Genomic DNA, 16,334 nt, shown 5'->3' on the forward strand with positions numbered 1-16,334 from the left:
GAGGGCACAAAAAAGCCCCGCGACCGAATGATACGCGGGGCAAAGAATTTGGTTGGTTGCGGCCAACCAAAGGAGCTCTTTAACAATCGATTACTGGCTTGCAACGGTCTCCGGTTGCCAGCCGCCGCCAAGGGCTTTGTAAATCGCGACAATGCCGCGATACAAATCGACTTCAGCCTGGGCCTGAGTGTCTTCAGCGTTCAGACGTTCGCGTTGCGCATCGAGCAGCACAAGGAAGTCCGTGGTGCCTTCGCGGTAGCGAATCTCGGCCAGGTCAGCTGCCTTGCGGCTCGACTCACTCTGGCGAATCAGCGAGATCAAGCGCTGCTGACGTTTGCCGTAATCGCTGAAGGCGTTTTCCGATTCTTCCAGGGCCAGCAGGACTTGCTGCTCGTAAGTCGCCAGTGCGCCTTCGGCCTCGGCATCGGCGCCGCGCAAACGCGCTCGCACACTGCCAAGGTCGAACGCTGCCCAAGTGATGCTCGGGCCAAGTGCCCAGGCGTTGGCCGCCGAGGAACCGATTTGCGAACCGCGCCCGGCTGTCCAGCCGAGGAAGCCGCTGAGACTGACCCGTGGGAACAGATCGGCTTTCGCCACGCCAATTCGCGCCGTGGCCGAGGCCAGTTGGCGTTCGGCGCTGAGGATGTCCGGACGGCGTTGCAGCAGCTCGCCCGGATTGCCAATTGGCAAGGCTTTGGCAATCGCCGGCAAGTCTTTTGGACTGAGGTCGACGGTCAGCTTGTCCGGACGCTCACCCAGCAGGGTGGCGATACGGTTTTTCTGCCGAACCTGTTCGGCCTGCAGTTGCGGCACGCTGGCTTCGACCGAGGCCAGACGCGCATCGGCACGTTCGACATCAAGCTGATCGCCGACGCCGGCGTCACGCAGGCTGATGGTGATCTTGCGCGACTCCTGCTGGTTGTTCAGGTTGGCCACGGCGATCTTTTCGCGCAATTGCGCACCGCGCAGTTGACCGTAGGCGTCGACCAGTTCGGCAATCATGGTGACTTGCAGTTGGTACAGATCGGCTTCGGCAGCCTGCTGATCGGCGTCGCTGGCTTCCAGATTGCGCTGGATACGGCCGAACAGGTCCAGCTCCCACGCCATGTCGAGGCCCAGGTCATAGCGTTCGCTGTTGACGCGATTAGTGGTCTGGCCCGGGATTTGTCCCTTGGCCAGATCACTGCTGGCACGGCTGGTGATGGTCGGCATTGCGTCGTTGCTGGCGTCGTCGCGGATCGCCCGAGCGGCTTTCCAGCGAGCGAATGCCACGCGCAGATCACGGTTGCCTTGCAGCGATTGCGTCACCAACTGGTTGAGGGTCGGATCATCGAACTGCTGCCACCAGATGCCTTCGAATTTCGAACGGTCGAAGTTCTTTTGCCCGGCGGCGCCGTCAGTGGCGGCCGTGATGTTGGCCGCCTCCGTGGCTGGGGTCTTGTAGTCGGGGCCGACGGCGCAGGCGCTGAGGGCCAGCACCAGCAGACTCGGCAGGAAGACTTTCAGACTCATTGTTGCGCCTCCAGTGGCTTTTGAAGATTGAGCGCCTTGGCCGCTTTGCGCTGCTCGCCGCGTTCGACAAAGTTACGGATCAATACGTAGAACACTGGCGTCAGCAACAGACCGAAGAAGGTCACCCCAAGCATCCCGGAGAACACCGCCACGCCCATGGCATGACGCATCTCGGCACCGGCACCGCTGGAGAACACCAGTGGCACTACACCCATGATGAACGCGAAGGAGGTCATCAGGATCGGCCGCAGACGCAGACGGCAAGCTTCCAGTACCGCCGCAAGCGGGTTGAGGCCTTCTTCCTGTTTATCCTTGGCGAACTCGACGATCAGAATCGCGTTCTTACACGCCAGTCCCACCAGTACGATCAAGCCGATCTGGGTGAAGATGTTGTTGTCACCGCCGGAGATGATCACGCCGGTGATGGCCGACAGCAGGGTCATCGGTACGATCAGGATCACCGCCAGTGGCAGGCTCCAGCTTTCGTATTGAGCGGCGAGCACCAGGAACGCCAGCAATACGCAGAGCGGGAACACGAACAGCGCGGTGTTGCCGGACAGAATCTGCTGGTAGGTCAGGTCGGTCCACTCGTAGGTCATGCCGTTCGGAAGTTCTTCCTTGAGCAGTTTCTCGATGGCTTTTTCGGCCTGGCCGGAGCTGTAACCTGGTGCTGCGGCACCGTTGATTTCAGCAGTGATGAAGCCGTTGTAGTGCATCACGCGATCCGGGCCCGAGGTGTCGCTGACCTTGATGAAGGTCGCCAGCGGGATCATTTCGCCTTTGTTGTTGCGCACTTTCAGCTGACCGATCTGATCGGATTCGAGGCGGAACTGCTGTTCGGCCTGAACGTTGACCTGATAGGTACGCCCGAAACGGTTGAAGTCGTTGGCATACAGCGAACCCAGGTAAATCTGCAGGGTGTCGAAGATGTCGCTGACGGCCACGCCGTGGGTCTTGGCTTTTTCACGGTCGATGGCAGCATCGACCTGCGGCACGTTCACGGTGTAACTGGTGAACAGGCCCGCCAGTTCCGGCACGTTGTGGCTCTTGTTGATGATGTTCATGGTTTCTTTGTACAGCTCGTCGTAGCCGAGGTTGCCCCGGTCTTCGATTTGCAGACGGAAACCACCAATGGTGCCCAGACCTTGTACCGGCGGTGGCGGGAAGATCGCCATGTACGCTTCCTGAATGTTGGCGAACTGGCCGTTCAAGGCACCGGCAATTGCACCGGCAGACATGCTCGGGTCTTTACGCTCGTCGAACGGTTTCAGGGTCACGAACACGATGCCGGCGTTCGGGCTGTTGGTGAAGCCGTTGATCGACAGGCCCGGGAAGGCAACGGCGCTTTCCACGCCTGGCTGTTTCAGCGCCAGGTCGGACATGCGCTTGATCACGTCTTCGGTGCGATCCAGGCTCGAAGCGTCCGGCAGTTGCGCGAAGGCCACCAGGTATTGCTTGTCCTGACCCGGTACGAAACCGGTCGGGGTGCTGGAGAAACCGAAGAAGGTCAGCACCATCAAGCCTGCGTACAGGAGGAGGGCGATGCCGCTGCTGCGGATAACCCGGCCAACCGTGCCGACGTAGCCATGGCTGGCACGATCAAAGAAACGGTTGAACGGACGGAACAACCAGCCACCGAAGATCTTGTCGAGCACTTTCGAGAAACGGTCTTTCGGTGCGTCGTGGCTCCTCAGCAACACAGCGGCCAGCGCTGGCGACAGAGTCAGCGAGTTGAACGCCGAGATCACCGTCGAGATCGCGATGGTCAGTGCGAACTGCTTGTAGAACTGCCCGGTGAGGCCGGAGATGAAGGCCGCCGGAATGAACACTGCACACAGCACCAGCGCCGTGGCAACGATCGGACCGGTCACTTCACGCATGGCGCGCTTGGTGGCTTCCACCGGGTTCAATCCGAGTTCGATGTTCCGTTCGACGTTCTCCACCACCACGATGGCGTCGTCGACCACGATACCGATGGCCAGTACCAGGCCGAATAGCGACAGCGCGTTCAGCGAGAAGCCAAACAGGTGCATCACCGCAAACGTACCGATCAACGATACCGGCACCGCCACCAACGGAATGATCGAGGCGCGCCAGGTTTGCAGGAACAGGATCACCACCAATACCACAAGGATCAGTGCTTCGAAGAGAGTGTGAACCACCGCTTCGATCGAGCCGCGCACGAAGATCGTCGGGTCATAGACGATGCTGTAGTCCATGCCTTGCGGGAAGCCTTTCTTCAACTCGTCCATTTTCGCCCGAACGTCGTTCGAGATGTCGATGGCATTGGAGCCTGGACGCTGAAAGATCGGGATGGCCACGGCAGGCTGGTTGTCCAGTAACGAACGCAGCGCATATTGGCTGGAACCCAGCTCAACGCGAGCGATGTCTTTGAGGCGCGTGATTTCACCGTCGTCGCCTGCACGAATGATGATGTTCTCGAACTCTTCCTCGGAGACCAGACGTCCCTGAGTGTTGACCGACAGCTGAAAGCTCTGGGCATTCGGGGCAGGGGGCGCTCCCAATTGACCGGCGGCCACCTGGCGGTTTTGCTCGCGAATCGCGGTGACCACATCGGTCGCGGTCAGATTGCGTGAAGCGGTCTTGTTCGGATCGAGCCAGACACGCAGCGAGTAGTCACCCATACCGAACAGTTGCACGTCACCGACACCGTTCAGACGCGCCAGCTCATCCTTGATGTTGAGGATCGCGTAGTTCGACAGGTAGAGCATGTCGTAGCGTTTGTCCGGCGAGGTCAAGTGCACAACCATGGTCAGATCGGGCGAAGCCTTGTCGACGGTGATACCGATGCGCGTCACTTCCTCGGGAAGTTTCGGTTCGGTTCGGGTCACCCGGTTTTGCACCTGCACCTGTGCATTGTCCAGGTCAGTGCCCAGGGCGAAGGTGATGGTCAGGGTGATCTTGCCGTCGGCAGTCGACTGCGAGGACATGTACAGCATGTTCTCGACGCCGGTGATGGCCTGCTCCAGCGGAGCCGCCACGGTTTCACCGATGACTTTAGGGTTGGCGCCCGGGAAGTTCGCACGTACGACCACGGTCGGTGGCACGACTTCCGGGTATTCGCTGATCGGTAGCTGGAACAGCGAGATCGCACCGGCGATCAGGATCAGCAGCGACAGCACCGCAGCGAAGATCGGCCGTGAAATGAAGAATTGGGAAAAATTCATCGGAGTTGTCGTCCCTTAACCGCGTGGGGTCGTGGCGGCCAGCTTCACAACCGCACCGGACGCACCCTTGGCAGGGGCGACTTTGGGCAGGTTGCTGGCTTCCAGCGCTTGACGTTGTTGAGCGAGTGCCGCAATCGTTTGTTCGCTGGCCATCGGCACCACTTCTGGGGTGACCGGCGAGCCAGGGCGAACCCGTTGCAGGCCCTTGACGATGATCGTGTCGTCCTTGTTCAGGCCGGTACGCACGATGCGCAGGCCTTCGATTTTCGGGCCGAGTTCGACGGCGCGGTACGCGGTTTTGTTGTCCGCATCCATCACCAGCACGAACTTCTTGCCGAGGTCGGTGCCGACGGCTTCGTCGTTGATCAGCATGGCGTTGTAGGTGCCGCTGCCGACCAGTTTCAGTCGTGCGTACAAGCCTGGGGTGTAGGTGCCGTCGCTGTTATCGAACACCGCGCGACCACGGATGGTGCCGGTTTTCGGGTTGACCTGGTTGTCGACGAAGTTCATCTGGCCCAGGTGCGGGTTGCCGTCTTCATTGGACAGGCCCATGTACACCGGGGTGGTGGCGCCGCGCTGACCGTTACGGGCAAGTTGGGTGTACTTGAGGAACACACGTTCATCGGCGTCGAAGTAAGCGTAAACGCGATCGGTAGAAACCACGCTGGTCAGCGGCGTGGTGTCGGCGGTCACCAGGTTACCGGCGGTGATCTCGGCACGGCTGACGCGGCCAGTGATCGGCGCGGTGACGCGGGTGAAGCTGAGGTTCAGTTTGGCCAGATCCAGTTGCGCTTGCAGTGCGCCAACGGCGGCGCGGGCTTCTTGAGCAGCGCTGGTGCGCGAGTCGGCCAGTTCGGCAGAAATCGCGTTGCTGGCACGCAGACGCTCACCACGGCCGGCTTCGTTTTCACTGCGGGTGGCATTGGCACGGGATTGGGCTACCAGAGCTTCGAGGCGGCGTACCTCGGCCTGGAACGGGCGCGGATCGATCTGGAACAGCAGGTCGCCTTTCTTGACCAGGGCGCCTTCAGTGAAAGCGACATCGTCGATCTGGCCGGAGACCCGTGGACGTATTTGAACGGTTTCCGGCGCTTCGAGGCGGCCGGTGAATTCGTCCCACTCGTTGACCGGTTGTTCGATCACCTTGGCCACGCTGACTTTGGCAGCAGGCGCGGTGGCGGCAGTTTCCGGAGTCTTGCCGCAGGCGCTCATCACCAGGATGGCCAACAAGGCCAACGGGAAGCGCAAATGTTTGAGTGACTGTTCCATGGATGCATCCGCCAATGTATTGAAGATGGGCGGATGATGCTCGGCGGGGTGTGATGGCACGAATCGAATGAAGCAAAGGTAACTATCATTCGGAATGATATAAGACCGCAGCCAGCCCTCTAGCATGCACCTTTCGTTAGGGTGCTATCAATATCTGTGATGAAAGTTTCATGATGGGTTACCTGGCAAGTCACGTTGAGTTTGCGGATGCCAGAAACAAAGAGACGGCCATGAAGGCCGTCTCGATCAGCCAGAGGCTGGGATGTATTAGTTGATGCCTTTGCGGTTCGGACCGAAACGGTTCGGGCCCGGCTGGCTGTCTTGCGCCAGGAACACCAGGTTGACGATTGGCAGCAGCATCCACCAGCCGCTGCGGTCGGTATCGTGCATACGGCGCACACCAACGGCAATGCTCGGCAGGAACGCCACCAGGCTGTACAGGTTGTACAGAATGCCGCCAGTCTGAAGCAGGGCATCGACAACGCCGAAACCAATGGAGACGCACAGGCTGATCAGAAAGAACATCCAGTATTCACGGCGAGTCGCCCGGCCCTGAAACACGACGTAATTCTTGAACGCTTCCACATAAGGATTACCCGTCGCAATGGCGGGGCCCTGTGCATAGGACTGTTGGGTTGCTTGCGGCGCCCCACATTGTGGGCAAGCCACGGCCAGAGTGCTTATTTCCTTGGCGCAACCGCGGCAGAAAACCATGCTCATATTTTTTCCCTAAAATTAATCAATCGACAGCCCTAGAAACACAAGCCCAGCCAAGCCCGACAAGACAACGCCGGCGATTGCGAGATTGTGTCCAGGGTTTCTTTTGTTGATGCTGATGATGCCGCAGATGAGACCGGCAACAGCGAAAGCGCCCAAACCGGTGAGCGTATCTCTGTCCCATTCGGAATCATCAAACAGGCTGAGTACACAGAGGATGCCTAAAACCAACGAAACGATGGCCAGCCATGGCGTACCGACTGCGTGAGGCGGCACGACGGCCTGTTGGCTCGCCCCGCATTGGGGGCAGGAGGGCGCCGTTTCGTGAAGCTCCTTGGCGCAAGCACGACAATAGACCATTGCCATCGTTTTCCTTAACTGAGTGCGAAATCCCCGACCTTCCATAGGCCGAGGCGGCGCTAAGTTAATCTTTATTACTAAATTTGTCATCAGGCACTGTGCCATTAATGGCATTTTTGCCAAAAGCGGGTCTCGACAGCGCATTTCGGGACGCTATTAAGGGCGTCAAATCTGCGGAGTTTCATCCACCACGCTGACTTGCAATCGCAAGGTCAGGCCTTGCAGTTGTCTGTTTTTCAGAACGCCCAATAGTGGTCCTTTGCGCTCCTTGCCGTTGGCATCCACCCCGACGCAACGGAGATCATGCATCTTTGAACCTTCACGCTCGGGGTCTTTCCAGCGACAGCGCACTGCAAGCACTTGCTCGTCCAGACGAATCGCAGGCTCTTCGTCTTCTCTCAGGAACGTCTCGACCTCCACCTCGACAGTGGACACGCCAAACTCTTCCGGATCGGTGCCGGGTTGCCCCTGAATCCGGAAGCTGAAACCGCTGAGTACGGCCAGGCAATCGGCGACGGTGTAACTCACCCTGACCTCGAACTCAGTAGTGAACGGTTCGGCATGCGCGGGGCTGTAGAAGTCTTTTCTATCAGGGTCGGGGTCGCCGGCGTAATCCTCGGGCAACAGACATACACCGCCGAACAACGGACTGTAATGCGCGGTTGTATCGACACTGAACTGAGCCGGCATCTGCGTTTTCAGCGTGGTGTAATTCGACATCATTGCGCAACCACTGCCGAGCATTGCCAGGCTGATCAATAGCAGCGTGCGCAGGGCGCGCACTACGGGAGTTGCGTAGACGTGTTGCAGAAAAAGCATTGAGTCCGTCCTTGTGACTTCATATGAGGGTATCGATTGCGGGGGGGGCGTATCTTAAGTGATTCCTGCGGCGCCATGCGCATGATTGTTCAGATGCAACAAAGCCCCTGGAACGGGGCTTTGATGGTGTCTTGCAGTTTGCTTCAGAGACTGTCCGGATCGCCAAAAAACATCTGAATCCGCGACCTCAACCACCGCTCCCCCGGATCGTTATCCTGAGACCCACGCCACGCCATGTGCAGCTCGAACGTGCGCGTCGGCAACGGCGGATCTTCCGCCCGAACCCCGCCAGCCGCTGTCAACGCTTCCGCCGTATAATCCGGCACGGTGGCAACAATGTCAGTGCCGGCAAGCAGCGTACTCAAACCGTTGAACTGCGGGACGGCCAGCACCACGTGCCGTTTGCGGCCGAGCTTCTCCAGTTCTTCATCAATAAACCCGCTGAGGTCGCCCGCAAACGACACCAGCGCATGCGGCCGCGCGCAGTAATCATCCAGGCTCAACGGCCCCGGCACGGTGTCGGCGCGCAGCAGTTTTGGCTGGCTGCGGCGCAAGACTTTGCGCTTGGCGTTGGCCGGCAGGTCGGTGGTGTAGCTTACGCCGATTGAGATTTCGCCTGAGGCCAGCAGTCCCGGCATCAAGATGTAATTGACGCGGCGCACCACCAGCACGATTCCCGGCGACTCGGCGCGCAGGCGTTTGAGCAACATCGGCAGCAGCGCAAACTCGACGTCATCGGACAAACCGATGCGGAACACCGAGGTGCTGGTCGCCGGGTCGAACTCGGACGCGCGGCTGACAGCCGTGGAAATCGAATCGAGGGCAGGCGAGAGCAGGGCGAAGATTTCTACCGCCCGGGCGGACGGTTCCATGCTGCGCCCGGTGCGGACAAATAGCGGGTCATCGAACAGGCTACGCAGGCGCGAGAGCGCCGCACTGATCGCTGGTTGACCGAGAAACAGCTTTTCCGCCGCCCGGGTCACGCTGCGTTCGTGCATCAATGTTTCGAATACGATCAACAGGTTCAGGTCGACACGACGCAGGTCATTACGATTCATCTGGAGTCCTGGCAGAGTCATCAAGCTTGACGAGAGCGGCCATATGAGAACAATGGCCGGCATGAATCTTACGGGGAAAGGCTGGTACTCTGCACCGGAAAATTCAGCTTTACTGAGACGGTGGCAGCAGTTTTTCATGGATTTTGCCAATGCCGCCCCTGCTGCGGAATCAATGACAGGCATGTCGACTATTAATAGCCACTGATAGTCTTGGGTCAAAAGCCCAGATAGAGTTCATGGCATTAGAGGTTACTTTGACGAGGTTTGCGATGTCCCGCACGATCCGTTTTCACAAGTTTGGTCCCGCCGAGGTGCTCAAATGCGAAGAGCATGCGGCCGCTCAGCCAGGTCCTGGCGAAGTGCAGGTGCGTGTCGAAGCGATCGGCATCAGCTGGTATGACACGCTCTGGCGTCAGAACCTGGCCTCGTCTCAGGCACGTTTGCCTGCAGGCCTCGGCCACGAGATGGCCGGTGTGGTCACCGCTGTCGGTGACGGTGTCGATGATCTGTCGGTGGGCGACAAAGTTGCCAGCTTTCCGGCCGAGAGCGCGAATGATTATCCGGTCTACGGCGAGCAGATCGTGCTGCCGCGTACCGCGCTGACCCGTTATCCGGACGTCCTCAGCCCGATCGAAGCCAGCGTGCATTACACGCCGCTGCTGATTGCCTATTTTGCTTACGCCGATCTGGCGCGGGTCAAACCGGGGCAATTCGCCTTGGTCACTGACGCCAGCCATTGTGCCGGACCATCCTTTGTACAGCTGGGCAAAGCGTTGGGTGTCCGCGTGATTGCCGCCACCAAAACGGCGGAAGAGCGTGAGTACCTGCTGTCTCTTGGCGCCGAGAAAGTCATCGTCACCGAGGAAGAAGATCTGCTGATGCGGATCAACAAGATCACCGACAACCGCGGCGTCGATGTGGTGTTCGATGGCCTTGGTGGCCCGCAGATGTCGTTGCTGGGTGACGTGCTTGCACCGCGCGGCAGCCTGGTGTTGTACGGTCTGCAAGGAGGTAACCAGACGCCGTTTCCCGCCTGTGCCGCGTTCCAGAAGAACATTCAGTTCTTTGTCCACTGCATCGGCAACTTCACCGGCAAGCCGGAACTGGGCATCACTCAGGATCACGTCGCATTGCAACGTGCCTTGCGTGACATTAATCAGCTGACTGCCGATCGTGTGCTACTGCCACTCAAGACTCGAGTGTTCCCGTTCAACGAGTTCGTCGAGGCGCACCGCTACATGGACGAATGCCCATGCCGTGAACGGGTCGCTTTGCAAGTCGAACCGGCGTAATACCTCAGATCAGAGTCCGTGGCCCCACGGACTCTTTGTGTTTATCCCGCCCCACCCCCGAGACAGCCTGCGCCACAGCCGCGCGGGACAGTTCAGCAACTGAACTGCTTTTTGCTCTCGATCTGTATCTTCTAATCATCATATAAGCCCTGATAATTGAATGATTACTTTCATCTCAAGGAATGAGCCATGTCTGTGCATTCTATTTGTCCTGCGCGCGATCAAGCGCCTACTTATTTTCGTCACGTCAATTTCTGTTTAATTGTTGTAGGGCGATTCCGAAGCTGCGTCTTTTTTTCTTGTGCTCAATTGTCGTGGGACGTTGTGGGAAGTTTCCTAGGGCATTTTATAATAAAAAAAACACTAGCAATAACAATGGGTTGAATCCACTGTTTAAAACAACGCAAACCTTTAACAGCTCAAGTGTTTCCAATAACTACGGTTGCGTAAGTGTTAGCATCTGAGCGTCTATTACTTATTGATGAATTGTCACGCGGCCGCCTTTTCCGTCCGTGCGACATGAAACTATTGATACCGGGTACATACCGATGAGCACGATCCATGACCAGGCAATGAATTACGTCTACCAGCAAGTATTGCAGCGTTTGCTGAGTTTCTTCTCGCGTGCGGAGCGTACGGCCCTGCAGTTGCTGATCCAGCGATTGTCTGTGGCAGCGGGTGGCATGGAGCACATCGGTAATTTCAAGGTATTGGTGGTTCAGTCCGGGTCACGCGACAGTTGTTACACGCTGGCGTTGCTGCGAGCCGCACAACTGAGCATCGCCGGGAGAGCCCCCGCGACCTTTCAGCTGCGTGTGGCCACTTTGCGCTGGAGCGGCAGCGGTCAGTCAGCCCTGCAAAACATGCATCGCAGCTTCAACGCCCTGTTTCTCAATGACGACCCACGGGTCGAGCTGTTAATGGTTGATCATCGAGAGGTGATGCCCTTTGATCACCAGGCGCCCATCGGCGAGAGCGGTCGTGATGCGCACCGCCGCAACTTATTGATGGTGGGGCATTGCCGCACCTGGAATGAGCCGCTGGAATTTTGGGATGACGCCTACCTGGCAACGGCCGAGTTTTATGGGCAGATTGCCCGCTGGAATAACGGCGTGGATGCGATGATCGGCAGTGAAACACCGCGCCGGCAGTCACTGTTTCTCGAAGGCCTCAATCGTGCCGCCCAGAAGGCCGGAATAGGCGGGCTTGCGGAGAACCGCGGTGGTTTTGAGATGCTGTTTCCACTGCTTGATCAATTGGGAGGCGATTACTACCGGCACTTCTATACCGATGACGAAACAACCCCATGGCGCCCGGAAGGGCAATTTGAAGCCTGCCGTCGCACCAGCTACATCGATATCAACGACATGATTGTCGGCAAGCTGGAGGAGCGCTGGCCATTGCTCAGTGAATTCCTCGGCGTGCAGGCCGACGATCTGTCGTTGTATCGGGGCGATAACGAATTCGCTGATCCGTTGCTGGCTGCTCATTTACAGGGATTACAGGCCAGCCTCGTCGAGGCGCGAACGTACGAGGCGGGCGTTTCCGAATTTCTTCAGGACACGTTGCTCGGCATGCGCCGCAAGCAAGTGCCGGAGCCGGTGTGCGAGCAGTTGATTGCCGCGTTCGGAAATTTGTCAGACCTTGATCAACTGTGTGCGAGGGCTTCAAAGCAATTGCAGGAAACGTTTGAACTGAGTGAAATCCAGGTGGCGTGCCTGATGTTTGCACCCTTTATAAACAAAGGATCGGGGCTTGAGCGTTTCTTGCGTCATTGCCATCCCGGCATGTTGGTGGCCCTGCCGGACCTGCATCGTGCGATGCAAGGTTTGCATGCCTCCGAGCAAGTGACGAAGTGGATGGTTGATGTCAGCGGCTTGCCGGTCAAACTGATTGCCCGCTTGTATGCCATGGGGCCTGTGTGCATGGCGCAGGCATGCGGCAACGCTGCGCAGGGCACAGGGCTGGATACTGGATCGAGCCTTTCAGCCGTCGACCGGACGGCGGAAGGTTAAGGGTGAGTCGTCGACCGGCAATGGCAGCAATAACCAGGGATTTTGGGTCATGAAGGCTCTGCGGCAGAACGGTTTCGCGTATCAGGCGGTTTACCGTTATTTGAATCTGCTGATTGATGAGTCTGACAGTGATCGCACGGTGCGCTTGCCTTCTTTGCGGCATCTGGCGGATCGGTTGAATGTATCGATATCCACCATCCAGTACGCTTATTCATTGCTGGAAAAGGAAGGGCGCGTCTTTTCAGTGGCCAAATCGGGCTATTACGCGCAAACCGCGCCGTCGTTGATTTCGACGGGCAGTGCTGATGATCTGCTTGAAGCGGTATACGTCAATGCCAGGCGTGCGGGCATGTGTGTATTGAGCGCCGATGATCCGGCTTCGCTGCAACCACTGGACAGTCCCTTGTTGATGCTGGAGCGGGAGTTGTTGCGTCAATATCCGCGTCAGCCACTGCCACAGATGCAACCCTGCGGCGAGCTTGAGTTGCGCACGGTCCTTGCCGCGCGCTACACCACCTGCGCTGTGAATGGCTGGCAGGCAGATGATGTGTATATCGGGGCGGATCTGCGCGGTGTGTTGGAGATACTGATCTCCGTTCTCCAGTTGCGAGGCGCAACCGTACTGATCGAATCGCCGTGTGACTGGATGATCCTGCGGCTGTTTCAAGCGTTCGAGGTACAGGTCATCGAGTTGCCCTTGCAGACCGATGGCGGTCTTGACCCGCAACGTCTGGCATCCTTGCTCGCCAGTGAACGTGTTGGCCTGGTTGTGCTGTCGTCGGTCCTGAACATGCCCCACGGCAGTATCAGCCCGCAAGCCAACCGGCAAGTCATTGCGCAACTGCTCGCAAACCATGGCACGTGGGTATTGGAGAATGACAGTTGCAGTGAGCTGGCGGACGTTCCGCATGTGCAGCGCTTGCGCGAATGGGTCGACCCTGATCGGTTGCTGATTTTTTCCGCCTTCGACAGGATCATCGGTGCCGAGGCGCCTTACGGTTTTGTCTTGTCTCGGCAATGGCGCAGTGAGTTGCAACGGTATTTTCTGCTGCGATCCTTCCGTTTGTCTGCCGCTCGCCAGAAAGCGATCGCGCGGCTGTTGGCTAGTGGGCGCGTCGATCAGCATCTGCAGGTATTGCGGCGGTTGCTCAAAGAGCGCCGAACGCAACTGATTCAACTGCTGCGCGAACGTTTGGGGGAGGCCGTGCAGATCATCGATCCGCAGGGTGGGGCCACGGTCTGGATGCATTCGGTGAGACCTGTGGACATGAGCGAAGTGTTCCATGGTTTGCTCAAGCAGCAGGTAGTCATCGCACCTGGCGAGCTGTTCAGTCTCAATGGTCACTACGCTCATCACTTGCGACTGAGCCCGATCTGTCACAGCGAACACGATCTGGCGACCGTGGTCGGGCTGGTCGGGGATGCCCTGCGTCTCGCGCCCGGAGGCTGATGTTAAAAAACTTCCGGGATGCGCCGGATACATCCCATCGCACTGCGGTCAAACTGCCAGTAAACTGCGCTGTATTTCCTGAACCACTCTATCTCAGAGGTTTTGCATGACACTCAGTCCTTTTGCGGGCAAACCGGCACCGGCAGAATTGTTGGTCGACATCCCGCGACTGGTAACGGCCTATTACACCGGCCAACCTGATGCATCGGTTTCCACCCAGCGTGTAGCGTTCGGTACGTCCGGACACCGGGGCAGTTCCTTCGACCTGAGTTTCAATGAGTGGCACGTTCTGGCGATCAGCCAGGCCATCTGCCTGTACCGCGAGGCCCAGAGCATCACCGGCCCGCTGTTCGTTGGCATCGATACCCACGCCTTGTCGACTCCGGCTGGCGCGAGCGCTCTGGAAGTGCTGGCAGCCAACGGCGTGACCGTGATGATTGCCGAGGGTGACGAATACACCCCGACGCCAGCGATCTCCCACGCCATTCTCTGCTACAACCGCGGCCGCACCTCGGGCCTCGCTGATGGCATCGTCATCACGCCGTCGCACAACCCGCCACAAAGCGGCGGCTACAAATACAACCCAACCAACGGCGGCCCGGCCGACACCCACATCACCAAGTGGATCGAAGCCAAGGCCAACGAACTGCTGGCCAATAAACTGGCGGGCGTGAAGCGCATCAGTTACGAGCAGGCACTCAAGGCCAGCACGACTCATCGTCACGACTACCTGAACAGCTACGTTGCCGACCTGATCAACGTGATCGACTTCGACGCCATCCGTGACGCCAAATTGCGTCTGGGCGTTGATCCGTTGGGCGGAGCAGGGGTGCGCTACTGGTCGGCCATTGCCGAGCACTACCGCCTGGATCTGCAAGTGGTGAACAAGGAGGTCGATGCGACTTTCCGCTTCATGACCGTCGACTGGGACGGCCAGATTCGCATGGACCCATCGTCCAGCCACGCCATGCAAGGCCTGATCGGCCTGAAAGAGCGTTTCGACGTAGCATTCGCCTGTGACCCGGACCACGACCGCCATGGCATCGTGACGCCATCGGGTGGCTTGTTGGCGCCAAACAACTATCTGGCAGTTTCCATCGATTACTTGTTCCAGAACCGTCCGCAATGGCGCGCCGATGCCGCCGTGGGTAAAACCGTGGTCAGCAGCGGTCTGATCGATCGTGTCGCCAAGCGCCTGGGCCGTCGCCTGTACGAAGTGCCGGTCGGATTCAAATGGTTCGCCGATGGCTTGTTCGACGGCTCGTTGGGTTTCGGTGGCGAGGAAAGCGCTGGTGCATCGTTCCTGCGTAAGGACGGTGGTGTGTGGAGCACCGACAAGGACGGTCTGATCCCGGCCTTGCTGGCTGCCGAAATGACCGCTCGCACGGGCCGCGACCCGAGCCAGGCGTATCGCGCGCTGACCGATGAACTGGGCGAGCCGTTCTCGGTGCGTGTAGACGCCAAGGCCAACCCGGAGCAGAAGGCGTTGCTGAGCAAGTTGTCGCCAGCACAGGTGACCTCGACCGAACTGGCAGGCGAGAAGATCCAGAGCATCCTCAGCCACGCGCCGGGCAACGATCAAGCCATTGGCGGTCTGAAAGTGATGACCGAAAACGGCTGGTTCGCCGCGCGTCCGTCAGGCACCGAGGACATCTACAAGATCTACGCCGAAAGCTTCATCAGTGACGACCACCTCAAGCAACTGGTGGTTGAAGCACAGACCTTGGTGGATGGGGCGATTTCCACTAAGTAACCTGGGCCTGCACACTTTGTAGGTGATGCATCTGTGGTGAGGGGATAAATCCCCTCACCACAAAGACACTCAGCTACAGGGCCGTATGTCAGATGCAAAGAAGGGGTGACCAAAATGGTCACCCCTTTTTTCATGTCTGCCACTCAAGCCAGATCGACCAGCACGATCTCACTGTCTTCAATCGCCGTGACCGTCAACACCTGCTCATCGGCAACCGCCACACCGTCTCGAGCTTGTGCACGCAAACCATTGACCTCAATCACTCCGGTTGCCGGCACCAGATAGGCCCGACGTCCTTCATCGAGTCGGTATTCGGCCGTTTCCCCAGCCTTGATGTTCGCTGCGACCAAGCGTGCATCAGCACGAATGCGCAAACTCTGGTCATCACCGTCCTTGCCACTCGCCAGCGTCACAAAGCCTTCACGCTGACCTTTGGGGAATGGCTTGGCACCCCACGACGGCGGTGCGCCGGTTTCAGTCGGCAGGATCCAGATCTGAAAGATCTTGGTGTCTTTGGCTTCCAGGTTGTATTCGCTGTGCGCGATACCCGTGCCAGCGCTCATCACCTGGACGTCGCCAGCTTCGGTGCGACCCTTGTTGCCGAGGTTGTCCTGGTGAGTAATTGCGCCCTCACGCACATAGGTGATGATTTCCATGTCGCGGTGCGGGTGCTGCGGGAAGCCCGTGCCGGCGGCAATGATGTCGTCGTTCCACACCCGCAGGTTGCCCCAGCTCATACGGTGCGGATCGTAATACTCGGCGAACGAAAAGTGATGGTGGGCATCCAGCCAGCCATGATGGGCACCGCCCAGCGAGCTGAAAGGTCTGAGTTCAAGCATGATCGTCTCCTGAAACCGGTGGTTTATGGCGCTGATCATCTATCAGGAAAGCATCGATAAAA

At 58.5% G+C, this 16,334-nt stretch carries 12 protein-coding genes; 4 read left to right on the forward strand and 8 right to left on the reverse strand.

Going from position 1 to position 16,334, the window contains the following annotated elements; all coding sequences use genetic code 11:
* Positions 1-90 precede the first annotated feature (90 nt).
* The 7 genes from PMI37_RS25320 to PMI37_RS25350 all read right to left on the reverse strand — a co-directional run bounded on the left by PMI37_RS25320 (position 91) and on the right by PMI37_RS25350 (position 8,923).
* Positions 91-1,512 (reverse strand): efflux transporter outer membrane subunit, encoded by a 1,422-nt coding sequence (locus PMI37_RS25320; protein ID WP_008086475.1) that lies wholly within the window; start codon positions 1,510-1,512, stop codon positions 91-93.
* Positions 1,509-4,700, reverse strand: a complete 3,192-nt coding sequence (locus PMI37_RS25325; protein ID WP_008086476.1) for an efflux RND transporter permease subunit — start codon at positions 4,698-4,700, stop codon at positions 1,509-1,511. Before PMI37_RS25325 ends, PMI37_RS25320 begins: the two co-directional genes overlap by 4 nt.
* A 15-nt stretch (positions 4,701-4,715) precedes the next feature.
* Positions 4,716-5,969: a multidrug efflux RND transporter periplasmic adaptor subunit MexE gene (gene mexE, locus PMI37_RS25330; protein WP_008086477.1), complete on the reverse strand. Its 1,254-nt coding sequence runs from the start codon at positions 5,967-5,969 to the stop codon at positions 4,716-4,718.
* A 267-nt stretch (positions 5,970-6,236) separates the two neighbouring features.
* Positions 6,237-6,689 carry a DUF805 domain-containing protein gene (locus tag PMI37_RS25335; RefSeq protein WP_008086478.1) on the reverse strand — a complete coding sequence of 151 codons (453 nt, stop codon included), beginning with the start codon at positions 6,687-6,689 and terminating at the stop codon, positions 6,237-6,239.
* Between the two features lie 15 nt (positions 6,690-6,704).
* Positions 6,705-7,052: a DUF4190 domain-containing protein gene (locus tag PMI37_RS25340; RefSeq protein WP_008086479.1), complete on the reverse strand. Its 348-nt coding sequence runs from the start codon at positions 7,050-7,052 to the stop codon at positions 6,705-6,707.
* A 159-nt stretch (positions 7,053-7,211) separates the two neighbouring features.
* Positions 7,212-7,865, reverse strand: coding sequence for a hypothetical protein (locus PMI37_RS25345; RefSeq protein ID WP_008086480.1), 654 nt, complete (start codon positions 7,863-7,865; stop codon positions 7,212-7,214).
* Positions 7,866-8,008: 143 nt separating this feature from the next.
* Positions 8,009-8,923, reverse strand: coding sequence for a LysR family transcriptional regulator (locus PMI37_RS25350; protein WP_008086482.1), 915 nt, complete (start codon positions 8,921-8,923; stop codon positions 8,009-8,011).
* A 269-nt stretch (positions 8,924-9,192) separates the two neighbouring features.
* On the opposite strand from PMI37_RS25350, the gene PMI37_RS25355 reads away from it, so the two are divergent.
* The 4 genes from PMI37_RS25355 to pgm all read left to right on the forward strand — a co-directional run bounded on the left by PMI37_RS25355 (position 9,193) and on the right by pgm (position 15,433).
* Complete coding sequence (locus PMI37_RS25355) at positions 9,193-10,215, forward strand: zinc-dependent alcohol dehydrogenase family protein (RefSeq protein ID WP_008086484.1); 1,023 nt, start codon at positions 9,193-9,195, stop codon at positions 10,213-10,215.
* Positions 10,216-10,763: 548 nt separating this feature from the next.
* Complete coding sequence (locus PMI37_RS25360; RefSeq protein WP_008086485.1) at positions 10,764-12,230, forward strand: hypothetical protein; 1,467 nt, start codon at positions 10,764-10,766, stop codon at positions 12,228-12,230.
* A 49-nt stretch (positions 12,231-12,279) separates the two neighbouring features.
* Positions 12,280-13,680: an aminotransferase-like domain-containing protein gene (locus PMI37_RS25365; RefSeq protein ID WP_008086487.1), complete on the forward strand. Its 1,401-nt coding sequence runs from the start codon at positions 12,280-12,282 to the stop codon at positions 13,678-13,680.
* 106 nt (positions 13,681-13,786) lie between these two features.
* On the forward strand, positions 13,787-15,433 hold the full coding sequence (pgm, locus tag PMI37_RS25370; protein WP_008086489.1) for a phosphoglucomutase (alpha-D-glucose-1,6-bisphosphate-dependent): 1,647 nt from the start codon (positions 13,787-13,789) through the stop codon (positions 15,431-15,433).
* Positions 15,434-15,576: 143 nt separating this feature from the next.
* Here the strand turns inward: pgm and PMI37_RS25375 are convergent, their stop codons facing one another.
* Positions 15,577-16,272 (reverse strand): pirin family protein, encoded by a 696-nt coding sequence (locus tag PMI37_RS25375; protein WP_008086491.1) that lies wholly within the window; start codon positions 16,270-16,272, stop codon positions 15,577-15,579.
* Positions 16,273-16,334: the final 62 nt, after the last annotated feature.

The organism is Pseudomonas sp. GM80, from assembly GCF_000282515.1.
Taxonomy (GTDB): Bacteria; Pseudomonadota; Gammaproteobacteria; order Pseudomonadales; family Pseudomonadaceae; genus Aquipseudomonas.